Annotated in this window: 23 protein-coding genes; 10 read left to right on the top strand and 13 right to left on the bottom strand. The window is 34.0% G+C overall.

Annotated elements, in window-relative coordinates:
- Nucleotides 1-56: 56 nt before the first annotated feature.
- The 7 genes from AAYQ19_RS06650 (at nt 57) to AAYQ19_RS06680 (ending at nt 5,675) form a co-directional block, all read left to right on the top strand.
- Entirely contained in the window at nt 57-1,316 is a 1,260-nt protein-coding gene (locus AAYQ19_RS06650) for an alginate export family protein (protein ID WP_343535180.1), read from the top strand.
- 139 nt (nt 1,317-1,455) lie between these two features.
- On the top strand, nt 1,456-1,821 hold the full coding sequence (locus AAYQ19_RS06655; protein ID WP_343535181.1) for a hypothetical protein: 366 nt from the start codon (nt 1,456-1,458) through the stop codon (nt 1,819-1,821).
- 641 nt (nt 1,822-2,462) lie between these two features.
- On the top strand, nt 2,463-3,176 hold the full coding sequence (locus AAYQ19_RS06660) for an endonuclease/exonuclease/phosphatase family protein (RefSeq protein ID WP_343535182.1): 714 nt from the start codon (nt 2,463-2,465) through the stop codon (nt 3,174-3,176).
- 148 nt (nt 3,177-3,324) lie between these two features.
- Nucleotides 3,325-3,930 (top strand): hypothetical protein, encoded by a 606-nt coding sequence (locus tag AAYQ19_RS06665; protein ID WP_343535184.1) that lies wholly within the window; start codon nt 3,325-3,327, stop codon nt 3,928-3,930.
- Between the two features lie 36 nt (nt 3,931-3,966).
- Complete coding sequence (locus AAYQ19_RS06670) at nt 3,967-4,590, top strand: class I SAM-dependent methyltransferase (RefSeq protein WP_343535186.1); 624 nt, start codon at nt 3,967-3,969, stop codon at nt 4,588-4,590.
- Between the two features lie 7 nt (nt 4,591-4,597).
- Nucleotides 4,598-5,110: an ABC transporter permease gene (locus AAYQ19_RS06675; protein WP_343535188.1), complete on the top strand. Its 513-nt coding sequence runs from the start codon at nt 4,598-4,600 to the stop codon at nt 5,108-5,110.
- Nucleotides 5,111-5,123: 13 nt separating this feature from the next.
- Nucleotides 5,124-5,675: a transglycosylase domain-containing protein gene (locus AAYQ19_RS06680; protein WP_343535190.1), complete on the top strand. Its 552-nt coding sequence runs from the start codon at nt 5,124-5,126 to the stop codon at nt 5,673-5,675.
- A 46-nt stretch (nt 5,676-5,721) separates the two neighbouring features.
- Here the strand turns inward: AAYQ19_RS06680 and AAYQ19_RS06685 are convergent, their stop codons facing one another.
- Nucleotides 5,722-6,426 (bottom strand): Crp/Fnr family transcriptional regulator, encoded by a 705-nt coding sequence (locus AAYQ19_RS06685; protein WP_343535192.1) that lies wholly within the window; start codon nt 6,424-6,426, stop codon nt 5,722-5,724.
- Nucleotides 6,427-6,604: 178 nt separating this feature from the next.
- Here AAYQ19_RS06685 and AAYQ19_RS06690 point away from each other — a divergent pair, with 178 nt between their 5' ends.
- The 3 genes from AAYQ19_RS06690 (at nt 6,605) to AAYQ19_RS06700 (ending at nt 12,648) form a co-directional block, all read left to right on the top strand.
- On the top strand, nt 6,605-10,120 hold the full coding sequence (locus AAYQ19_RS06690; protein ID WP_343535194.1) for a molybdopterin-dependent oxidoreductase: 3,516 nt from the start codon (nt 6,605-6,607) through the stop codon (nt 10,118-10,120).
- A gap of 78 nt (nt 10,121-10,198) precedes the next feature.
- The gene (locus AAYQ19_RS06695) at nt 10,199-11,629 is read left to right on the top strand and encodes a rubredoxin (RefSeq protein WP_343535196.1); all 1,431 of its coding nucleotides are present in this window, start codon (nt 10,199-10,201) and stop codon (nt 11,627-11,629) included.
- Between the two features lie 365 nt (nt 11,630-11,994).
- A complete protein-coding gene (locus tag AAYQ19_RS06700) occupies nt 11,995-12,648 on the top strand; it encodes a hypothetical protein (RefSeq protein WP_343535198.1) in 654 nt (217 codons plus the stop codon).
- A gap of 126 nt (nt 12,649-12,774) precedes the next feature.
- On the opposite strand, the gene moaA is transcribed toward AAYQ19_RS06700, so the two are convergent.
- From moaA to AAYQ19_RS06760, 12 genes are all read right to left on the bottom strand, one after another.
- A complete protein-coding gene (gene moaA, locus AAYQ19_RS06705) occupies nt 12,775-13,782 on the bottom strand; it encodes a GTP 3',8-cyclase MoaA (RefSeq protein WP_343535200.1) in 1,008 nt (335 codons plus the stop codon).
- Nucleotides 13,769-14,683 carry a bifunctional molybdenum cofactor biosynthesis protein MoaC/MoaB gene (gene moaCB / locus AAYQ19_RS06710; RefSeq protein ID WP_343535202.1) on the bottom strand — a complete coding sequence of 305 codons (915 nt, stop codon included), beginning with the start codon at nt 14,681-14,683 and terminating at the stop codon, nt 13,769-13,771. Before moaCB ends, moaA begins: the two co-directional genes overlap by 14 nt.
- Nucleotides 14,684-14,692: 9 nt before the next feature.
- Nucleotides 14,693-15,124 carry a molybdenum cofactor biosynthesis protein MoaE gene (locus AAYQ19_RS06715; RefSeq protein ID WP_066034044.1) on the bottom strand — a complete coding sequence of 144 codons (432 nt, stop codon included), beginning with the start codon at nt 15,122-15,124 and terminating at the stop codon, nt 14,693-14,695.
- A gap of 97 nt (nt 15,125-15,221) precedes the next feature.
- Complete coding sequence (locus AAYQ19_RS06720) at nt 15,222-16,322, bottom strand: ThiF family adenylyltransferase (RefSeq protein WP_343535229.1); 1,101 nt, start codon at nt 16,320-16,322, stop codon at nt 15,222-15,224.
- Nucleotides 16,323-16,505: 183 nt separating this feature from the next.
- Complete coding sequence (locus AAYQ19_RS06725) at nt 16,506-16,745, bottom strand: MoaD/ThiS family protein (RefSeq protein ID WP_343535231.1); 240 nt, start codon at nt 16,743-16,745, stop codon at nt 16,506-16,508.
- Nucleotides 16,746-16,747: 2 nt separating this feature from the next.
- Complete coding sequence (cobA, locus tag AAYQ19_RS06730; RefSeq protein WP_343535233.1) at nt 16,748-17,536, bottom strand: uroporphyrinogen-III C-methyltransferase; 789 nt, start codon at nt 17,534-17,536, stop codon at nt 16,748-16,750.
- Nucleotides 17,537-17,541: 5 nt separating this feature from the next.
- Entirely contained in the window at nt 17,542-18,111 is a 570-nt protein-coding gene (locus AAYQ19_RS06735; RefSeq protein WP_343535235.1) for a molybdenum cofactor guanylyltransferase, read from the bottom strand.
- Between the two features lie 243 nt (nt 18,112-18,354).
- A complete protein-coding gene (locus tag AAYQ19_RS06740) occupies nt 18,355-19,101 on the bottom strand; it encodes a sulfite exporter TauE/SafE family protein (RefSeq protein ID WP_343535237.1) in 747 nt (248 codons plus the stop codon).
- A 165-nt stretch (nt 19,102-19,266) separates the two neighbouring features.
- The gene (locus tag AAYQ19_RS06745; RefSeq protein ID WP_343535239.1) at nt 19,267-20,439 is read right to left on the bottom strand and encodes a molybdopterin molybdotransferase MoeA; all 1,173 of its coding nucleotides are present in this window, start codon (nt 20,437-20,439) and stop codon (nt 19,267-19,269) included.
- A 162-nt stretch (nt 20,440-20,601) separates the two neighbouring features.
- Nucleotides 20,602-20,856, bottom strand: a complete 255-nt coding sequence (locus AAYQ19_RS06750) for a DUF6755 family protein (RefSeq protein WP_343535241.1) — start codon at nt 20,854-20,856, stop codon at nt 20,602-20,604.
- A gap of 15 nt (nt 20,857-20,871) precedes the next feature.
- Entirely contained in the window at nt 20,872-21,384 is a 513-nt protein-coding gene (locus tag AAYQ19_RS06755) for a QcrA and Rieske domain-containing protein (protein ID WP_343535243.1), read from the bottom strand.
- A 9-nt stretch (nt 21,385-21,393) separates the two neighbouring features.
- Nucleotides 21,394-21,963, bottom strand: a complete 570-nt coding sequence (locus AAYQ19_RS06760) for a 4Fe-4S dicluster domain-containing protein (RefSeq protein WP_343535245.1) — start codon at nt 21,961-21,963, stop codon at nt 21,394-21,396.
- Nucleotides 21,964-21,977: the final 14 nt, after the last annotated feature.

Below are 21,977 nucleotides of genomic sequence, written 5' to 3' on the forward strand. Positions count from 1 at the left end.
TAAAAGAAAACAGCTTTTTCTTATAAATTTACCTTTTATAAAACCATACCAATTTTATGAAAAAACTTAAACTAATTTTAATACTTATTGTAGGATTAAGCTTTGAAATTCAAGCTCAGGAATTAGATGTAAATCTGCAAATCAGACCGCGTTTTGAATATCGTAATGGCTACAAAACACTTTTACCTTACGGTCAAGAAGGCACCTCGCAAATTTCACAACGTTCTCGTTTAAACTTTAATTACAAACAAGAAGATTTAATTTTAAAATTAACTTTACAAAATACCAGAACTTGGGGCGATGTAGCACCAACAGCAGTTGCTGATAAAAATGGAGTTGCTGTTTTTGAAGCTTGGGCACAATATAATTTTACGGAAAAATGGAGCGCAAGATTAGGACGCCAAGTACTTTCTTATGACAATCAACGTATTTTGGGAGAACAAGATTGGGGTCAGCAAGCACAAAGCCATGATGCGTTAACGTTTACTTTTCATACAGAAACTCAAAAATTAGATTTTGGAGGCGCTTACAATTCAACTGCTGAAAATGTGGTACAGACTCCGTATACAGTTGCTAGTTACAAAGCGTTGCAATATGCTTGGTATCATAATCAATTCAATACTGATTTAGGTTTGAGCTTCTTATTGCTTAACACAGGTTACGAATATGCAAATGCGCAATCAAAATTATTAGTTGATTACAAACAAACTTTTGGGCCGTATTTAACTTATAAAAAAGGTAAAATCGACACTAACTTTTGGTTGTACGGACAAACTGGAAAAAGTACTGATTTGCAAGTAAGTGCCTGGAATGCCGCAGCTAATTTTGGATACAACATAACAGATGCCTTCAAAGCTGGCTTAGGTTATGAGTTTTTATCAGGAAAAGCTACAAATGACGCAAGTACAGTAATTAAATCGTTCAATCCAATTTTTGGAACCAACCACGGATTCAACGGTTACATGGATTATTTTTATGTTGGAAATCACTTAAATAGTGTCGGTTTACAAGACGCTTTCTTAAAATTAAATTACAATGTAAACAAATGGCAGTTTGCTTTAATGCCACATGTATTTTTAGCTGCCGCTGATGTGGTTACGCCTGTAAATGAAAAATTAGATTCCTATTTAGGAACTGAGGTTGACGTTACTTTTGGTTACAATTTCAAAAAAGATATCACAGTAACAGGTGGTTATTCTCAAATGTTCGGTTCAAGTACTTTAGAATTTATTAAAAACGGAGATGCAAACCACACCAATAATTGGGCTTGGTTGATGATTTCTGTGAATCCTAGAATTTTTACTTATAAAAAATAATTTTTCATTAAAATTAACTTCTAAAAATTACCCTTTTCTAAAATCGGAAAAGGGTAATTTTTTTTTTGAGTTACAAAATCGTTTTATATAGTTTAATTATTTATATTTGAATCGATTAAGAACCCCAAATTCTATCCAAATGAAACCATTTTTAAAATTATCTATGCTAACCTTTTTGGTTACCCAATCAGGTATTGCCCAAAAATTCAATGATGCCTTGATTTCGCAAGGCTCAGAAATTAATTTTGCAAAAACGCAAAAGAGAGGCATTAAGAAAAACAACATTGTTTATTATGTTGAAAATGATTTGCAAACCATTTCTGCTTACAAAAGAAAGAAATTGAAATGGCAAACCAATGTTATTTCCATTTGCGGAAATCCTAAAAAAGGAAATCCTGAAATACGATACGTTGGTTATAATGCAGACAAACTACTTATCGTGATGGGAAAACATCATTTTGCAGAAATTGACATTAATTGTGGTACGACAAGACTTGTTGGTTAAGAATAAAAACTATGATTAAAATACAGCTTTAATTTGCCTTTTTTCAGAATTGAGAAAAGGCATTTTTTTTATGCGTATAGACTTTTTTAATCCTTTTTAAGCTAAATTTGATTTTAGGTATTCAAAAAATTAGCAACCTATTTTCTTTTTAAACATAATATGAAATTTAAAAACAGTCTGATTTTAGTTTCCTCTATAATTGTATTTTTCCTGATTGGACTCTTCTATGATATGCAATATAGAATTCTAACACGAACAATTGTTTATAAACTTTCTAATTACAATTTAGATTATTATGGAGGAAAAGAATTTAGATTTTTCGTTCCTGATTTAGGATTTATTTTAACACTCGTCCCTTTAGGCCTATTCTTCACTATCAAACATTTAAAATCAAAAAAAACAGGCTTCATTTCGGTTCTAGCATTTATAGTTTTTTTATTTTTATTTTATCTTATATTTTGTTTTTTAGAATCACAAATTATAAAATATACCACAGTAATTGACAGCAAAGGTATTTATCATTATCACTATAGCAATTTGAATTATAGATTGATAGCTTTTTTTAGCATTGTTTTCTCACTAAGCACAAACTTTTTAATTTTCAAAATTTTAAAAAAGCAAGGTAACTCAATTTCAGAATAATGAAACTCATCGCTTGGAATTGCAATATGGCATTCAGAAAAAAAGCTCAATACATTCAAGCTTTCAATCCTGATATTGCCGTAATTTCAGAGTGTGAAAGTCCTGAAAAACTGAAATTCTCAGGCGACACACAATTACCTTCAGACATTCTTTGGTACGGAGCAAATCCAAACAAAGGAATCGGCGTTTTTTCTTATGGCGATTATCGTTTTCGGCTTTTAGATTGCCATAATCCTGATTTTAAAAATATTCTTCCAATTGCGGTCACGGGTGGGGAAATTGACTTTACAATGTTCGCGATTTGGGCCAATAATCCAGCAGACAAAGATGGCGCTTATGTAACTCAAATTTGGAAGGCGATTAATTATTATGAAGATTTGATTCAAGAAACCAAAACCATTTTAATTGGAGATTTCAACAGCAACTCAATTTGGGACAAACCGCGACGAGAAGGAAATCACACCACAGTAGTAAATAAATTAGCCGAAAAGAAAATTTTCAGCACGTATCATAAATACTTCAATCAAATTCAAGGCAAAGAAGAGCACCCGACTTGGTATTTGTACCGCCATGAAAACAAACCGTATCATCTTGATTATTGTTTTGCTTCAAATGATTTTATTGAGGCTTTAGAAGATGTTGAAATCGGAAGTTATCAAGATTGGACGATGCATAGTGATCATAAACCTTTAATCATTAAATTTACTTTATAATTTGAGGTCTGTAATTTAAAAACATACCGGACCTTCAAATCAATAATACCATATGACGAAACTCGCATCCTTACTATTTATTACGTTTATCATACTATTTACAAGCTGTAAAAAAGAAATTTCAGACCTGGAATTTGAAAAAAACGTAATGACTGAAATTTTTCCCGATTTAATAAATTCAGCCTGTGATGATTATAGACTTTTTAGTTTTCCGCCACCTCTATATGGAAAAATAATATTTGACGATAATGGTAATAAAATTGGGATTGATACAACAAACGCAAAAGCAAATTACGAACGAGAACTATTAGAACGAGAATCTAGAATAGCTCAAATTGAAAAAGATACTTCAAAATTAACTGTTGCTTTTGACCCTATTTTAAAATACGATCGAGAAGATTTAACAGAATATTTTAAAACACATTTTAAAAACGCAAAGGCTTTAATTCCAAAAGAAAAGAAAGACAGTGTATATGTATTTGAATACAAGAACATCAAGCTTCCAAATAAATTTAAATTAAGAGATATTTCGCGATTCCCAAAAGGGAGAGAAATCTGGAAGCCTAAATACCCTTTTGTTTTTAGCGGCGTTGTCTATTTCACAAGAATCCAATTTGATCAAGACAAAAAATTTGGAATTTTAAATGGTAGCTTTACATGTGGCAGACATTGTGGGCAAGGATTCAGAATCTTTATAAAAAAAGTGAACGAAAAATGGATTATAGATGAAATCGAAGGCACTTGGGTTTCTTAAATATTTAATTTTAAAACTTAAACCAACTTAAAAATAATGAACAACACTTGGACTCAAAGATGGAACGACCGTTACAAAACCGAAGAATTTGCATACGGCGAAGAACCCAACAATTACTTAAAAGAACAAATTGAAAAATTAGAAACCGGAGCCATTCTTTTTCCCGCTGAAGGCGAAGGACGAAATGCCGTTTTTGCCGCAAAATTGGGCTGGGAAGTTTCGGCTTTTGACATTAGCGAAGAAGGTAGAAACAAAGCGCTTCTTTTAGCAAAGAACAATACTGTTTCAATCGATTATCAAGTCGGAGAATTGGAAACTCTAGATTTTCAAGAAAACCAATTTGATGCCATTGCTTTAATTTATGCTCATTTTCCTGCGGTAATAAAATCTGAAATACACAAACAGCTAAATCAACTTTTGAGAAAAGGCGGTATAATTATTTTTGAAGCTTTCAGCAAAAAGCATTTGGAATATGTTACCAAAAACGAAAAAGTTGGCGGACCAAAAGACATCGAATCCTTATTTTCAATCGAAGAAATAAAAGCCGATTTTCATAATTATGAAATCATCGAATTAGAAGAAAAAGAAATCGAACTCAACGAAGGTTTATTTCATAACGGAACTGGTTCTGTAATTCGTTTTGTGGGAAGAAAAAAATAAAAAAATCATGAGAAAAAAAATACTACTTCTTTTTCTATTCATATCCATTAAAAGTTTTGCTCAAGATAACCAAAAACTTACGAATAAAGATGTTTATTCTGAAAACGGACTGATTCATAGAGTAAGCAACGATTCTCTTTTTTCAGGCTCGATAGAATATCACAGATGGACGAATGGCATTTTACTCGCAAAAGATGACTTTCAAGATGGATACATAATACTAAACACCCAATATTATGTTAAAGACAAAAAAGGAATTCCTAGCAGAAAAACATATTACTATGAACACCAGTATTTTAAAAAGAAAAAACAAGACAAATTAGATTTTGACGGAAGCATATATTCTTCTATTTATTTTGATGAAAATGGAAACAAAATTTTAGAAGAATATTATTCTGAAGGTAAATTAATTTACAGTTGTCAATATAAAGACGGAAAGAAAAATGGAAAAGAATTCTGTACATCAAAAACTGGAGAAGAATTGAATTTCACTTATGAAAATGGTAAAAAAATCAAATAATTGACTGGTCTTTATGTTCAAAAAATCATTAAAAATATTACTTGGAATAATTGTCATTTCGTTATTCTTAATGTCTTATTTATTAAGTGATTTCAATCCTATTTACAAAAATGAAGAGTTTGTTAATCTTAAATATAAAATAAAAGATGCTCAGAAAGAAGATTTCAAATCAATTATTGACATTCATAATAAAATATTTAAAAAGATAAAAGAATCTGACTGTCCCTGTCAAGATGCTGTGAATAGTATTGGCCCTAGTCCATACAGACATGGATATTCATTAACCAAATCACTATATGACCTAAAAATAAAAAAGGATTTCACTCAAAATGAATGCCTTAAATTTGTTTTAGTAAACTATGATTTTGGATATCGAAAAATTGGAATAAAAACTGCCTCAAAATTTTTCTTTAATAAGAACATTGAAGAACTTAATGAAAAAGAAAAAATAACATTAATTGCAATGCTTAAAAATTCTTCTTTGTATAATCCGATTCGAAATAAAGAAGGGGTAAAAAATCGTGTTTATCTACTTGAAAAAATTTTGCACGATCAAAACAAGTAATATTGAGTATTACGACGTGCAAAACCTTTGAATCTTTGCCCCTAAATCAAAAATATTTATGCTCCATAATCTCAGATCGAAGCGCTGAAACTTCTAAAATCCCAACACGCTTTCCTTCTGTTTTAATCAAAGCTTCTTTTTTGAGACTTGATAAAATACGAATCGCCTGTTCCTCAGTAGTTCCTGCAAAATCTGCGATTTCCTTTCGCGAAAGCTCAATATCAATCAAACCATTCGTTTGTCCGAATTTGCGATGAATATAAAGCAGCAAATCAATCACGCGTTCGCGAACATTCATGTGCGCAATTTTTCGGATATTATTTTCGCTTTTATTCAATTCTTCGGCATAAAATAACATTAGAGCATACGTAAATTCGGGAACGTGCATTAAAATTTCCTGCATCGTTTCGTTGCTGAAATTACACAAAACAGTATCTTCCAGCGCATAAGCACCAATCAAATAACGTTTGCTCGTTCCGAAACCGCGGAAACCTATAATGTCCCCATTCGTAGTTAAACGAACAATCTGTTCCCGACCGTTAATTCCTGTTTTTACCGTTTTGGCTTTTCCCTTGCAAATAAAATAAAGTCCTTGCAAAGGCGCACCTTCGGTAATAAACTGATCCGACTTTTTACAGATTATATTTTGTTTTTTAGAAATGTAATTAGCCATCTGCTCTAAATGCAAGTGTTTCTTGATGAAACAATTCTCATTTGTACAGGAATAACATACTGCTTGTTCTTCTTTCATGAGTTCTAATTTTTAGCAGATTAAAAACTAATTTGTTGTTCCTCATTTATTTTCATCAAAAATAAAAAAATAAATTCAAAAATTAAGTATTAATACGTAAAAATACTTATTTTTGCATAAGTACTTTTCTTAAAGTAAGACCATTCAATAAAAGTAGTACCTCTAAATAGAACACTAAATGCAAACTACGAAGATCAAAACTACCTGTTCCTACTGCGGCGTTGGCTGCGGCATAATCGTAACCAACGATGCCAAAAACGGCGTAATGGTAGAAGGCGACAAAGATCATTCTGTAAACAAAGGAATGTTGTGTTCTAAAGGAATGAACCTGCATTACGTAGTAAACGATACTTCAGACCGAATTTTATATCCAGAAATGCGCGGAAGCAAATCCTATCCGTTGGAACGCGTAAGCTGGGATACCGCTCTTGATCGTGCTGCGGCTGTTTTTTCTTCAATCATAAAAAAGCACGGACCAGACAGCGTTGGATTTTATATTTCTGGACAATGTTTGACTGAGGAATATTATTTAGTTAACAAGCTTGTAAAAGGTTTTTTGAAAACTAATAATATCGACACCAATTCCAGACTTTGCATGAGTTCTGCAGTTGTGGGTTACAAAAAAACTTTCGGAGAAGATTCTGTTCCGATTGCTTACGATGACATTGAATTAGCAGATACATTTCTGATTACAGGAGCAAATCCGGCGTGGTGTCACCCTATTCTTTTCAGAAGATTAGAAAAACACAAAGAGAAAAATCCGAAAACCAAAATAATTTGCATCGATCCAAGACGAACAGATACCGCTGTTTTCTCCGATTTACATTTACAAATTATTCCGGGTTCAGACATTATTTTATATCATGCCATTGCTAGACGTATCATCGAAAAAGGTTATGTCGATCATGATTTCGTTAAAAATCACGCTGAAAATTTCAAAGAATATAAAGATTTAGTCTTAGGAACTTCCCTTGAAAAAGCTTCCAAACTTTGTGGCATCTCTGTTAACGACATTAAACTTGCTGCTGATATTATAGGAAAAGCAAAAGGTTTTATTTCGCTTTGGGCAATGGGATTGAATCAAAGTGCGGTTGGTGTGGATAAAAACACAGCACTGCTGAATTTATCTTTATTAACGGGACAAGTTGGAAAACCGGGTTCTGGACCATTTTCATTAACAGGTCAGCCGAACGCAATGGGCGGACGCGAAGTTGGAGGAATGGCGACACTTTTGGCAGCGCACAAAGACATTGCTAATCCTACGCATCGAAAAGAAGTAGCCGACTTTTGGGGAGTCGACGAAATTTCAGATAAACCCGGTTTAACAGCAACAGAAATGTTTGAAGCTTTAGAATCTGGAAAGATGAAAGCGGTTTGGATTATTTGCACAAATCCGTTAGTGAGTTTGCCCGATTCTAGAAGAGCCGAAAAAGCGCTTCAAAATGCCAAATTTGTAGTTGTTCAAGATATTTCGCATAATGCAGATACAGCCAAATTCGCCGATTTATTATTGCCTGCTGCAGGATGGTTGGAAAAAGAAGGAACGATGACCAATTCTGAGCGTCGTATTTCTTACCTTCCAAAAGGAATCAATGCACCGGGAGAAGCACTTCCGGATATCGAAATCTTGATTCGCTTCGCTAAAAAAATGAATTTCAACGGATTCAATTTCAACAATGCCGAAGAAGTTTACAAAGAGCATTGCGCACTTACCAAAAACACCAACATCGATATTTCATTTTTAAATTATAATCGTTTAAAAAGTGAAGGCACTTTTCAATGGCCAGTTCCAGATTATAATCATCCAGGAACGCCACGGTTATTTACAGATAAAAAATTCTACACGCCTTCTGGAAAAGCGATTTTTAATCTTCCGGTTTCTATTGAAAATACATCAGTGCAGCCAAATGACGAATTCCCTTTTATTTTAACAACTGGGCGAATTCGCGATCAATGGCATACAATGACAAAAACGGGAAAAGTTTCAAGATTATTAACGCATATTCCAAGTCCGGTTTTAGAAATAAATCCGATTGACGCTTATAAAAACGATATCAAAAATGGTGATATTGTTACTGTTACCAGCAAAAATGGAGAAGTTCGCGTAAAAGCAAAAGTCACAGATTCAATCAAAGAAAAAGTTGTTTTCTTGCCAATGCACTGGGGAAAACAACTTGAAAATGATTTGAACAGAACAAATAATCTAACGAATACTGTTGTTGATCCAATTTCAAAAGAACCTGATTTCAAGTTTACAACGGTTTCGATTAAAAAATATGTAAAACCATTTCAGAAAATTGCAATTGTCGGTGCTGGAGCGGCTTCTTTCCGATTCATTCAAAACTATCGTGAATTCAACACAACCGACGAAATTATTGTTTTTTCAAACGAAGTAAATCCGTTTTACAACCGCGTTTTGCTTCCTGAATACATGACGGGAGAATTCAGTTGGGAACAACTTTTAAAAGTCAAAGATGGTGAAGCTTTCAGCAAACTGAAAATTACAATGAAAGCTGGCGTTGCTATTGATAAAATAGACACAAAACTAAAAACGATTAAAGATAGTCAAGGCGACACACATTCCTTCGATTCGCTGATTATGGCAACCGGAAGCCGTCCTTTTGTTCCAGAAAATGCGCAACTTCATCTTCCTGGCCGATTTACGGTTAGAAAAAAAGAAGATGCTGATCGTTTGAAAAAACATCTAGATAGCACCAATCTTCCGCCAGAAGAACAACATGTTGTCATTATTGGTGGTGGATTATTAGGATTAGAATTGGCGGCCGCTTTAAAACATAAAAAAGTAAAAACCACTATCGTTCAGCGTGCTTCTCGTTTGATGGAACGTCAATTAGACCGAATTTCAAGCAAATTACTTGCTGAAGAAGTACAGCTTCGTGATATTCAAATTTATTTTGATAATGAAGTCAGCACCGTTTTCGAAACTGATAATCCTAACGAAATCGAAATTGCTCTAAAAAGCGGTAAAATCATCACGGCAAATGCCATTGTTTATACAATTGGAACTATTCCGAATATCGAAATTGCACGCGAAAGTGGCTTAGCTTGCGGACGCGGTGTGAAAGTGAATCAGTATTTACAGACTTCAAATCCAGATATTTTTGCAATTGGAGAAATAGCCGAATTCAATAATAAACTTTTCGGAATCACATCTGCCGCCGAAGAACAAGCGGATATTTTGGCAAACTTCCTTGCTGGTGATATCAGTAGTTACTATAAAGGTTCAATTTTAATGAATATTCTAAAATTAGAAGATATCAACCTTTGCAGCATTGGCGATATTGAAATCCCAGAAAATGATGATTCGTACGAAGAAATTGTTTTTGCCGATTTGAAAAAACGTTATTACAAAAAATGTATCGTAAAAGACGATCTTTTAGTCGGTGCCATTTTAATGGGCGATAAAAACGAGTTTGCCGAATTCAAAACGATGATTGAAAGCAAAATCGAATTATCAGACAAACGAAATACGCTTTTAAGAGGAAGCTCAAGCGCAAAACCAGTTTTAGGAAAACTGGTATGTTCTTGCAGTCAAGTTGGCGCTGGAAACATCGAGGAAACGATAAAAAGCGGTGTTAACGATTTCACCGAATTATGCAAAAATACAGGCGCAGGTTTAGGTTGCGGAAGCTGTAAAACAGAAGTAAAAGAGATATTGGCGAAGTGTAAATAGTTTTTTTGTTTCAGGTTTCAGGTTGTTGGAACGTGAAACCTGAAACCTGAAACAAAGAAAACCTGAAACTAAACAAAAATGGAACTAACAAGATTAATAGTAAAAGGAGGCGTTATTTCGCCGGGAGAGCTTCGAGAAATTGTGAATATGGCAATGGATCAAGGCTTGGATTCGATTTCGTTTGGATCGAGACAAGACATTATTTTCCCTAAAGGTTTTAAGGATTTTGACAAAGAAGATTTTGGCAAGTTTCACTTTGTTTATCCCGATCAAAAAAGCGGGAACAATATTGTTTCTTCCTATGTTTCGACTGATATTTTCAGAAATACAAATTGGCTTACAGGAAACCGTTTTTTATATGTTTTAGAAGAATTTAAAGAACAGCCAAAACTTAAAGTTAACTTGACCGATCCAAAACAGCAATTGGTTCCTTTGTTCACTGGACATTTGAATTTCATCGCTTCAGAACATGAGGATTACTGGTATTTATACATTCGTCTCCCAAAATGGGAAAAAATGGAAGTTTACCCAGTTTTGATTTACAGCTGGGATTTGGCCAAAATATATTACGAAATCGAAAAAATCGTTGAAGAAGGTTCTGTCGATATCGAAATGCTTTTCACTTTGGTTAGCGAGGCTTTGGACACCAATAACAGAACAATTGATAAACCGTTAAATATTCCATTTTATCCATTCCCATATTATGAAGGAATGAACAGAATGGGAATTGATCAATACTGGCTGGGACTATATTGGAGAAACAATCTTTACGATTTAGATTTCCTGAAAGAAATGTGCGATTTGTGTTTTGAATGCAAAATCGGGAAAATCTGTATTACACCTTGGAAATCATTTATCGTTAAAGGAATTCCGAAAGACAGAAAACTGGAATGGGAAAAATTCTTAGGCAAACGCGGTATCAACGTCCGCCATTCTTTATTGGAATTAAACTGGCATTTACCTGTTGCAATGGAATGGGCTTTGAATCTAAAAACGTTTTTGGTTCGTACGCTTGATCAATTTGACATCAGTACTTACGGATTAAATTTCGGAATTTCAGAATACAATCGCGATGGACATTATTTCACATCGATTGTCATCGAAAAAAATGAACTTCCAGCTGCTTTAGAATCCATCAAAATACGAGATACTTATAATGTATTATTTGCGAAAAACTTCGATCCGAATACGCGTGAATACATTGTGCATTCACAGGATATTGACAAACTGGAGCTTCCAACCATTTTAATTGAACTAAGTCGAAAATATTTCAATGAACTTGGGAATACTTCATCAGAAACAGCTGAGAATCCGCAGAAAAAAGAAAAACCACAAGTCGACATTTACCAATGCCAAGAATGTTTGACACTTTATAATCCAGAATACGGTGATGAAAGTCAAGGAATTCCAAAAGGCATTTTATTCACTGATTTATCTGAAACCTATTGCTGTTCCCTTTGCGAAGCGCCAAAAAGTAATTTCAGGATTTTGGAATTGGTAAAAAATTAATTGATTTCAATATTTATTAGGAGCTATTCCCGCTGTCCTTCCAAATCTTTTGTGTCTCGTTAAAGAAACGAGACACAAAAGGATTTTCCCTCCCATCGGGGCTAGGGCACCTATTTTCAACAGAAGTTCTTCGTTTATCCGTTTTATTATACAGCAAATTCTTCCATTTTTTCATGTAGAATTGTTAAGAGATTTCAGTTTAAAATTTCAGCAAAAACACTAAACAATTAAGCATCAGTAATTTAATTTTAAAAAAAAGAGAAAAGCTTAACATTAGGGAGCTTGTTTTATAATTATCTTTACTTAACTGAAACTTAACAATTTAGTTACATTGTTATTAAAAACTCATCCAAAAGCACATTTATATGGAAAACAAACCAGAAGAAACTACACCTGAGAAAATTGATTCTCCAGCAGTAGAAACCGCAAAAACAGTTGCTGAAAAACCTGCAAGTACTCCTGCTGCAAAAGCACCCGTTCGTAAACCTGCAGCGCCAAAAACGACTACAACTGCAAAACCTGCTGCTTCGACAACAGCAAAACCAGCTACAACTGCCAAACCAGCTGCAGCAAGAACAACTGCTACAAAAGCGCCAGCAAAACCAGCAGCAAAAACACCAGCTCCTACTGCAACAGTAAAACCTGCAGTAAGAAGAACTCCAGCAAAAAAAGTATTAACTCCTGTAGTAAAACCGGCGGCTATTGAGCCAGTACCGGCAGCAAAAGAAGAAGCTTCAACAGAAGTTACTGCTGAAGAAACAGCTAAAACGAAGTCTAACGATAAAAAAGCTAAAAAGGTGAAAGATAAGGAAAAAGATAAGGCTAAAAAGAAAGCAGCAAAACTGAAAGAAAAAGCCAAAAAAGATAAAAAGAAAGAGAAAGCTAAAAAAGCAAAACAAAAAGCTGCCGCTAAGAAAAAAGAAAAAGCTAAAAAAGCGAAAGACAAAGCAAAAGCTAAAAAAATTGCAAAAAAGAAAGCTAAAGCTCAGAAAAAGGCAAAAGCTAAAAAGAAAAAATAATTGAGAAAAGGTTTAACGTTTAGTTAAGCCTTTTTTTGTTACTAAGAGTCATTGCGAGAAACGAAGCAACCACACTAACAATTTATAGATGTTTCTCATTTTTGTCATCCTGACGAAGAAAAAAGATTATCCGCCAATCGCAATCATACTGCGATTGTCAAAGTGAAGCGCAGGATCATCCATTTCAGAAACGCTAACCATTCCTGCACGAACTTTCTTTTTATTTTGAATAGATTCAGAAATCAAATCTGTAATTGATTCTCCATTTCTAAAAGCAGTCAATAAATCGGTTTCTGAATTGGAGAAAAGGCAATTTTTTATTTTTCCGTCAGCCGTCAAGCGGATGCGATTGCAACTGTCACAAAACGGATTAGTAATCGAACTTATGATTCCGAAATCGCCTTGAAAATCTTTTATTTTGTAGTTTCTTGACGTGAAGTTTTTTTCGTCTTCTAGTTTTTGAATTTCATCAGATGAAAAACAGTTTTCAACTAATTCTAAAATCTCTTTCTGTGAAACCATTTTGCTTCTGTCCCATTCGTTTCCTGCAAACGGCATAAACTCGATAAAACGAACAGAAATTGGCAGAAACTGCGTCAGTTTTACAAAATCAACAATTTCGTTATCATTGAAACCTTTCATTAAAACCACATTCACTTTTACATGAAAATCATTATTTAAAAGCAAATGCAAATTATCAATTACTTTCTCAAACTGATTTCTGAGCGTTATAGAATGAAATTTTGAAGAAACCAACGTATCTAAACTCAAATTGATTTTTTTGACGTTAAATCGCTTTAATACGTCTATATGACGGTCAATTAAGATTCCGTTTGTAGTTATAGAAAGTGAAACCTCTAATGCCGCTAATTTTGAAACGATTTCCGGAAAATCTTTTCGAAGCAAAGGTTCTCCTCCTGTTAATCGAATTTTGTCAACACCATTTTTTACGAAAGTTTGGGCAATAGCAAAAATCTCATCGGCCGTCATTAAACTGGCTTTTGGAGATAACGCGATTCCGTCAGCCGGCATGCAATACGTACAACGCAGGTTGCATTTTTCCAGCAGCGAAATGCGCAAATAATTGTGTTTGCGCCCAAAACCATCCTTCAAAATAGTGTTAGAGGCTGTCATGATTTTTTCCTTTTAAAATATGAAAAACGTGCATTACATGCGGAAAAACGGCGTCCATCGATTCTCTTACTCCGTTTGTTGAGCCCGGAAGAGCCAAAACTAACGTTTTTCCTAAAGTTCCTGCAACGCTTCTAGAAAGCATGGCATACGGCATTCTTTGTTGTCCGTAACTGCGTATTGCTTCTTCGATTCCTGGAATTCTGCTTTCTAACAATGGCTCCAAAGCTTCTGGTGTGACATCTCTTGGAGACAATCCTGTTCCACCCGTAAAAATCACTAACTGATTTTCCTTGGCGAAAGCCTTAGTTTTTTCCTGAATAATATCCAATTCATCTGGAATGATTTCGTAATGCGAAGTTTCTACTCCGTATGAATCTAATTTTTCAACAATTGTTTTTCCAGAACGATCTTCCTTATCGCCAGCAAAAATCGAATCAGAACAAACGAAAACTGCAGCTTTAATTACATTCGGGAATCTATTTTTGAAAGACGATTTTCCGCCTTCTTTATTAATTAATTTGATGGTTGAAATCTCGATTTCTTTATCAATCGGTTTCAGCATATCATACATTGTCAGCGCAACAATCGATGCGCCGTGCATGGCTTCAACCTCAACCCCAGTTTTGTAAACGGTTTTTACTTTGAAAATAATATGAATGTCTAAACCTTCAATATTATATTCTACAGCAGTAAATTCAATTGGAAGCGGGTGACAATCCGGAATAGACAAATGCGTGTTTTTAACCGCAAACAGCCCTGCCGTTTTTGCCATTTCCAACACGTTTCCTTTAGGCACTAAATTGTTCACAACGGCATCAATTGTTTCTTGTTTGCTGACTTTGACAATTGCGGTTGCGGTTGCGACTCTTAAAGTGCTTATTTTATGCGTAATATCTACCATTTTAATTTCTTAGGTATTTTGTTTCCAAGTGAAGGTATCGTTTTCAAACATTTCTTTCCCAAAAATAGGCACATCGGTTTTGATCCAGTTTACAATGGCTTCTGTCGCTTCATAAACTTGTTTGCGGCGCGTTGCCGAAACAAAAACGAACAAACAGATTTCGCCTGCTTTTACAACGCCCAAACTGTGGTAAATGTGCATGCAAGTCAAATCAAATTTTGCAAAAGCTTTTTCTCGAATCGCATACAATGCTTCGTTTGCCATGTCCTTATAAGCTGAATAATCAATTGCCACGACTGTATTATCATGAATCACATCAGCACGAACTTGTCCTAAGAAAATATTGTGTGCTCCAATTGTGTGTTTGGATTGATGTTTAGCGATCGATTCTGCTATAAATTCTGGAGAAATCGGTCCTTCTACAAATACATTTTTACTCATTTCTATATTTTTTTCCGCCACGAATTCACGAATTATCACGCCAATAATTTGTGTAATTCACATTTCACGAATTAATCCAATACTTTGCGTATAGATTTTAAAAAATAAAATTCGTGAATTCGTGGCTATTCTTTTTTTCCTCTAATAAATTTCGCATTGCTAAAGCGCCACCAAAAATACTTTTTACATTTTCAAATTGATTTTTCTGAAGCAATTCAACAGCAATTTTACTTCTAATTCCGGATTGACAGAAGACGTAAATAACTTGATTTTTATTTAGATTTTTAATTTCGCCTTCTAAATTTAAAAGCGGAATCTGAATGCTGTTTTTAAATTTTATTTTTGGAGATTCATCTTCATTTCGAACATCCAAAAACAAAATATCCTCATTTTCTATTTCATCCAAAAGAAGCTCAAACTTTATTTCTTCAATTTGATTTTCACCTGAATTATATCTTTTTTCAAAATCTTCTTTAGTTAATTCTAAAGTTGAACTTTTGTCAAAATCATATTTCTGCTGTTCGTTCTTTAGAATATTATAAACCAATATTTTTCCGCTTAAAACTTCTCTAATTCCGAGAATCATTTTAATGACTTCATTGGCTTGAAGCATTCCAATTATTCCAACCGAAACTCCTACTACGCCGGCATCTTCACAATTTAAAGCATTCGAATTTTCATCCGGATATAAACATCTGTATGTTGGACCGTTTTGAAAATTGAAAACCGAAACTTGTCCTTGAAACCTGAAAATCGATCCGTAAACCATTGGTTTATTGGTTATCAAACAAGCATCGTTTATTAAATATTTTATCGAAATATTATCTGTCGCGTCAACAATGATATCATATTTTTCAAATAACGAAATGGCATTTTTTCCAGATAATTTCTCCGAAAAAGCAGTTACTTTTATTTCTGGATTCAAATCTGAAAGCAACAATTTTGCTTCTTCAGCTTTTGATTTTCCAACAGCTGAAGTTTTGTAAATAACTTGACGATGCAAATTCGAAACGTCAATTACATCATCATCCACAATTCCGATTTCGCCAACTCCAGCGCCAGCCAAATAAGGTAAAATTGACGCACCCAAACCTCCTGCTCCAATTACCAAAACTTTTGATTTTGATAATTTTAGCTGGCCTTCTGCTCCTATTTCAGGAAGAATGGTTTGTCGGTTATATCGTGTTGATTCTTTCATTACTCTTACCTTGTTAGGTATAATTTCTAACACATAGAAACATAGTTTTTTGCAAATTAAAAAAGGCGTTTCACTCATTTAAATGCACATAGATTATCTATGTGTGAAACTTGTTTCTTTTATTCTCTTTTTTCAACACAAAAAACTATGTTTCTATGTGTTAAGATATTTTTTCATTTCACATTAACCACCAGCAAATGGTGGCAACAAAGCCACAATATCGGCAGTCTGTAAAGTGTAATCTGAAGCTTTTGAAACAATTTTTTGATTTACTGCAACACTGAAAGTCAGCGATTCAAACTCATATTTTTCGTTTAAATCCTGCAAAAGTTTTTGCAATGACAATTCTTCTGAAAAAGATAATTTTTCGAATTCGCATTTTGTTTTTTCAGCAACAGCTCCAAAATATTTAACCTCAATCATTCTTATAAATTTAAATTCTGAAAAATGAATTCATCATCAAAATGTTCTTGAAAATACTCGGTCAATTTTGATGCGTTTTTCACCACTTCGCCAATTACAATAATTGCCGGTGATGAAATATTTTTTTCGGATACCAATTTAGTAATTGTGTTTATAGTTCCAATCACTTTTTGTTCCGAATTTTTAGTCCCGTTTTGAATAATGGCAATTGGCAAATCATCCGTTCTATTTTCTTGATAAATTGAAATGATTTCGTCCAATTTATGCATTCCCATCAAAATCACCACAGTCGCCGCCGATTTTGATGCCAAATGGATATCTTTTGACAATTCATGATTCGAAGTTGTTCCTGTTATTACCCAAAAACTTTCTGCAATTTTACGTTGTGTCAAACTAATTCCCGCCGAAGCTGGAACACCCAAAGCTGACGAAATTCCCGGAACAACTGCAGTTTCTAAACCAAATTTAACAGCATAATCTATTTCTTCGCTTCCTCTTCCAAAAACAAAAGAGTCACCGCCTTTTAATCGAACCACATGAGCGTAACGATTTGCCATAGAAACAATCAAATCGTTGATTTGATCTTGTGTGTAAGCGTGGCAACCCAAACGTTTTCCAACAAAAACAATTTCTGCCTTTGTTGCATATTCTAATAATTCTTCATTTACTAACGCATCGTACAAAACTACATCGGCACTTTGTAAAGCCTTAATTGCTTTTAGCGTAATCAATTCAACGTCACCTGGACCTGCACCTACAATCGTTAATTTTGGTGTTTTAAAATTTTGCATAATCTTCAAGTTAAATTGATATTCAGATCGTTTAATTCGTCGGCCGAATTAATATTGGTTAAAGGAAAGTTTTCACTTTCTTCAATATTGATGATTTGATGCGGAATATTGGCAAACAAATTCATCATTTTCAAATCGTCGTTATCAATTGCGCCTTTGATAACAGGCAATATTTTTTTAGAATAAATTCCGATTAACGGATGCAATCTGCTTTCAGAAGCAAAAACCGTGATTTCGGCTTCTGTATTATGTTTTGAAATTAATTCTTGCAATAATTCGGTTGAAATCAACGGAATATCACAGCTTAATATCAAATTAAATTCGGTTTCAGAATGTGATAATGCCGTGAAAATTCCGCCTAACGGGCCTTTTTCTGCAATCAAATCTGGAATTTTTTCATATTCCAAATAATCATATTCTTTTGATGCCGTAATCAATTTTATATTATTTGTAATCGGCAAAATCGCCTGAATAATATGCTCAATAAATGGCTTTTCCTGAAACAAAACCAGTCCTTTTTCTGACTGCATTCTGGTGCTTTTTCCTCCGCAAAGAATAAATACTGTTGTTTCCATTTTTCTTTTGTTTATTTCGTCAGTTCGGCTTTCAACCTCGGGTCAGGTTTAAAGTTTCAAGTTGAAATGCGAAAAAATTTTAACCGCAAAGTGCGCTAAGATCTTTTATGCATCGTTAACTTTAATAAGTTCGCAAAGCTGGATCTACAAAACTTTATCAACACAAAGCTTTGCGAACTTTGCTGTTTTCAATACAACCACTTAGCTACAAAACCTTTGCGTACTTTGCGGTTAAATCTCATTTCAAGGAAAAATCAATTTAACGCTTGCCATTAAAATCACTGTTCCTAAAACCATTTTTAATGTTCTGTTCGAAAAAGAACCGCTTCCATAAAATCCGCCTAGCATTCCGCCTATAACTGCAATCGGAACTAAATAAAAACTATCCATCGGGATTGTTTTTCCGCCTAAAAAGAATCCTAGCATTCCGGCAAATGAATTCACAAAAATGAACAAACTCGAAATCGCCGCTGATTCCTTAACCGAAGCCCATCCTAAAAACAATAGAATTGGACTTAAGATTATTCCACCGCCAATTCCCAGCATTCCAGATAATAATCCGATGGCGAAACCAATTGCTAAGGCAAACGGAAGGTTTATTTTTACTTCTTCTTTTTCTTTAAAATTAAATACGCCGAACAATCGCAGCGCTGCAAAAACCAATACAATTCCTAAAACTATTTTATAAATCGCATTGTCTAATGTTACAAAACCTCCAATAAACGCCGCCGGAATTGAAGCAATCGCAAACGGATAAAAGAGCTTTGGCTTGAAATAATTATTTCGATAATAAAACAAAAACGAAATACTCGAAACAAACAAATTCAATAATAAAGCCGATGGTTTCATCACTGAAACCGGAAAAGCAAAAATGCTCATCAAAGCCAAATATCCCGAAGCTCCGCCGTGCCCCACACTTGAATATAAAAATGCAATTACAATTAAGGCAAAACTGAATAATAGTATATTTTCGGAACTTAGGAGATTCATTTTTTGTTTTTTTGTTTTTTTGTTTACTTCGTCTGTTCGGCTTTCAGCCTCGGGTCAGGTTTAAAGTTTCAAGTTTACCGGCTATATGTTTTTATTTATACAGCGATTTTCATCTTTAACCTCAAAATTGTATTCTTTACTCTTTCTTCTATTTTCTAGAAAAGTCTAATCAATTGGCAATAATGTCACTGATTGTCCTTTTACATAATTTTCTATATTCTCTGGAACGATTAGCAAACTGTTTGCAACGGCAAATGTGTTTAGCATTGCGGAGCTTTGACCGTCTAAAACCGTAACAGTTGTTTCGTCGTATTTTGCTTTTAAAAACAATGTTTTTCCAGTGGTGTTCTTAATTGCTGAATTTAATTTTCGAACCACTTTTGGTTTATGAATTTCTAAAAATCCCATTCTGTTTTTCATAGCTGGTGCCACATAAATGTAAAAATTTGTTAGTGACGAAGCCGGATTTCCTGGAAGTGCAAAAACTAACGTTTCATTTTTTTTGCCAAAAAACATTGGTTTTCCCGGTTTTTGGTTGATTTTGTAGAAAAGCTCTTTTACATCATTTTGCAATAAAGCTTCTTTTACAAAATCATAATCTCCAACAGAAATGCCTCCCGAAATCAGAACAATATCATATTTTTTCAAAATCTCTTTTAAAGATTTTTTAGTTGCTTTCAGATTATCTTTTACGCGATAAACTTTCGTTTTTTTAATTCCGATAGTTTGAAGTGCTGCTTCAAGCATAGCCGAGTTACTTTCAAATATTTTTCCTTTTTTCAGTTTTTCTCCCGGTTGAACTAATTCATTCCCAGTAACTAAAATGGCAACTTTGGGTTTCTTATAAACTTCAATTTCTGTAATTCCCAAACAAGCCAAAAATCCAATTGCTGCGGGTGTCATTAAAGTATTGGCTTCAAAAACTACCTCATCTTTCCGAATTTGTTCTCCTATTGGGCGAACATTTGCTAATTTTTCTGGCATTGTGGCAATCAAAATTGAATCTTTATTTGCCATGACATGTTCTTGCATTACCACTGTATCTGCATGATCGGGAACATGAGCACCTGTAAAAATTCTAATCGCTTCTGTTGCTTTTAATTTTATATCCGAATGATCTCCTGCCTGAGAAATCCCCACAATATCATATTGATGTCGAATGCTGTGCGCAAAAGCATATCCATCCATTGCCGACTGACGAAACGGCGGCATATTGATTGGCGAAATCACTTTTTTAGCCAAAACATAGCCTAATGCCTTATTAACCGCAATTCGTTTGGTGGGCATTTTAGTACTATTTGCTTCGATAATCCCTATGGCTTCTTCAACTTTGATCATTTTGGTATATATATTAAAAGCAAAAAATACTTATTACAAATATAAGTACTTTTACTTAGTTTTAATCATTAAAAATCTTAATCTTTAAAAAAATATAAATTTAGCGTAATTAATGCAATTAGATTCAGAAAAAATCAAAATTGCTTTTTCAAATTAAGGATTTCATTTTTTCTTCTTTGGAAAATTTCCTTGTGGAAGGTAATAAAGCCACGAAAATCCGATAAAAAATAGAATTGCCGAAGCTATAAAAGCCGGAATTAAAATTTCTTTATTGTTGTCTAATGCATTATTTAATGAGGCATACAAAAGCCAAATTTGAATACTGACATTTAAAATAAGAATAAATATCAATGTTGAAAGTATGTTGTTCAGTTTATTAGGATTTACTCTGTTCTGACTTCTTCTAAAGGTACTCATAATTCAAAATTTAAATTAGCTTTCTTTTTTCTCAATCAGCGCTTTTACAAAAACAGCATTTTCTTTAAAAAACACTTCCAATTGCGGTAAAGCTCTCGGTGGAGGTCCAGCAATTACATCACCCGTCATAGCATCAAATGAACCTTCGTGGCAAGGACAAAATATAATTCCGGTTCCGGGTTTGTAAAATACAGAACAGGAAAGATGGGTACATTTTTGTTCGTAAGCTCTAAATTCGCCGTTCTCAAGATGGATTAAAATATACGGAATTGTACTTCCTTCCAAAACAAAACCTCGCGTTCCGCCAACAGGAACATCTTCTTTATTGCAGATAAAATGTTCACCTTGAACTTCTTCTTTTGGCAGTAAAAAAGCTTTTGCCGTTACAAAACCGCTTCCAATCATTAAACCGCCAGAAACAAACGTCAAGAATTTAGCAAAATCACGCCGACTGACTTGAGTCGATTCCTGCTTTTTGATTGGAAAATCTTTTTTCCAGTTTTTATTTAAATTATCTTCTTTTGACATGATCCGAATTTAATAGATTCTTAATTCTGTACTGCCTTTTGGCATCATGATATTGACTTTTGTGGTTACTTTTTCTTGTCCAAAAATGAAATTGTTGACTGGAGTGCTATTCGGTCTCATTTCTTCAATTTGTTCTCTGGTTCCAAAAAACAAAGCGCCACTTGGACAAACTGTTGCGCACATTGGCTTTTTACCCACGCTTGTTCGGTCATAGCACATATTGCATTTCATCATCAAATCATAATCTTCATTTTTCTTCGGAACTCCAAAAGGACAAGCCATAACACAATTCGAACAGCCAATACATCTTTCTGTACTTGCAGTGTGAACAATCCCGAATTCATCCTGCGAAATTGCATCTGCCGGACAAACATTCGCACAAACCGGATCTTCGCAATGCATGCAAACCTGAACAGTGGTTTGAATTGTCGATGCACGATCTACATAATTCACGCTGATTAAAGTTTGCTGGCCGTTTGTTTCACATTCGGCGCAAGCCATTTCACATGCTTTACAGCCAATGCAGCGTTGCATATCTACAAAAAATTCTTCGTTCGTATTAAAATTAGTTAAATTCATAATTTCGTTTTTAT

The sequence above is a fragment of the Flavobacterium mesophilum genome (assembly GCF_039581405.1).
In the GTDB taxonomy this organism is placed as follows: domain Bacteria; phylum Bacteroidota; class Bacteroidia; order Flavobacteriales; family Flavobacteriaceae; genus Flavobacterium.

Bases quoted from the DNA above. Each gene is read 5' to 3' on its own strand.
- AAYQ19_RS06665 (WP_343535184.1), top strand. From the start codon at position 3,325: ATGACTGAAATTTTTCCCGATTTAATAAATTCAGCCTGTGATGATTAT.
- AAYQ19_RS06690 (WP_343535194.1), top strand. From the start codon at position 6,605: ATGCAAACTACGAAGATCAAAACTACCTGTTCCTACTGCGGCGTTGGC.
- AAYQ19_RS06660 (WP_343535182.1), top strand. From the start codon at position 2,463: ATGAAACTCATCGCTTGGAATTGCAATATGGCATTCAGAAAAAAAGCT.
- cobA (WP_343535233.1), bottom strand. From the start codon at position 17,536: ATGCAAAATTTTAAAACACCAAAATTAACGATTGTAGGTGCAGGTCCA.
- AAYQ19_RS06680 (WP_343535190.1), top strand. From the start codon at position 5,124: ATGTTCAAAAAATCATTAAAAATATTACTTGGAATAATTGTCATTTCG.
- AAYQ19_RS06670 (WP_343535186.1), top strand. From the start codon at position 3,967: ATGAACAACACTTGGACTCAAAGATGGAACGACCGTTACAAAACCGAA.
- AAYQ19_RS06725 (WP_343535231.1), bottom strand. From the start codon at position 16,745: ATGATTGAGGTTAAATATTTTGGAGCTGTTGCTGAAAAAACAAAATGC.
- AAYQ19_RS06700 (WP_343535198.1), top strand. From the start codon at position 11,995: ATGGAAAACAAACCAGAAGAAACTACACCTGAGAAAATTGATTCTCCA.
- AAYQ19_RS06650 (WP_343535180.1), top strand. From the start codon at position 57: ATGAAAAAACTTAAACTAATTTTAATACTTATTGTAGGATTAAGCTTT.
- moaA (WP_343535200.1), bottom strand. From the start codon at position 13,782: ATGACAGCCTCTAACACTATTTTGAAGGATGGTTTTGGGCGCAAACAC.
- AAYQ19_RS06740 (WP_343535237.1), bottom strand. From the start codon at position 19,101: ATGAATCTCCTAAGTTCCGAAAATATACTATTATTCAGTTTTGCCTTA.
- AAYQ19_RS06720 (WP_343535229.1), bottom strand. From the start codon at position 16,322: ATGAAAGAATCAACACGATATAACCGACAAACCATTCTTCCTGAAATA.
- AAYQ19_RS06675 (WP_343535188.1), top strand. From the start codon at position 4,598: ATGAGAAAAAAAATACTACTTCTTTTTCTATTCATATCCATTAAAAGT.
- AAYQ19_RS06695 (WP_343535196.1), top strand. From the start codon at position 10,199: ATGGAACTAACAAGATTAATAGTAAAAGGAGGCGTTATTTCGCCGGGA.
- AAYQ19_RS06735 (WP_343535235.1), bottom strand. From the start codon at position 18,111: ATGGAAACAACAGTATTTATTCTTTGCGGAGGAAAAAGCACCAGAATG.
- AAYQ19_RS06745 (WP_343535239.1), bottom strand. From the start codon at position 20,439: ATGATCAAAGTTGAAGAAGCCATAGGGATTATCGAAGCAAATAGTACT.
- moaCB (WP_343535202.1), bottom strand. From the start codon at position 14,683: ATGGTAGATATTACGCATAAAATAAGCACTTTAAGAGTCGCAACCGCA.
- AAYQ19_RS06750 (WP_343535241.1), bottom strand. From the start codon at position 20,856: ATGAGTACCTTTAGAAGAAGTCAGAACAGAGTAAATCCTAATAAACTG.
- AAYQ19_RS06655 (WP_343535181.1), top strand. From the start codon at position 1,456: ATGAAACCATTTTTAAAATTATCTATGCTAACCTTTTTGGTTACCCAA.
- AAYQ19_RS06685 (WP_343535192.1), bottom strand. From the start codon at position 6,426: ATGAAAGAAGAACAAGCAGTATGTTATTCCTGTACAAATGAGAATTGT.
- AAYQ19_RS06715 (WP_066034044.1), bottom strand. From the start codon at position 15,124: ATGAGTAAAAATGTATTTGTAGAAGGACCGATTTCTCCAGAATTTATA.
- AAYQ19_RS06760 (WP_343535245.1), bottom strand. From the start codon at position 21,963: ATGAATTTAACTAATTTTAATACGAACGAAGAATTTTTTGTAGATATG.
- AAYQ19_RS06755 (WP_343535243.1), bottom strand. From the start codon at position 21,384: ATGTCAAAAGAAGATAATTTAAATAAAAACTGGAAAAAAGATTTTCCA.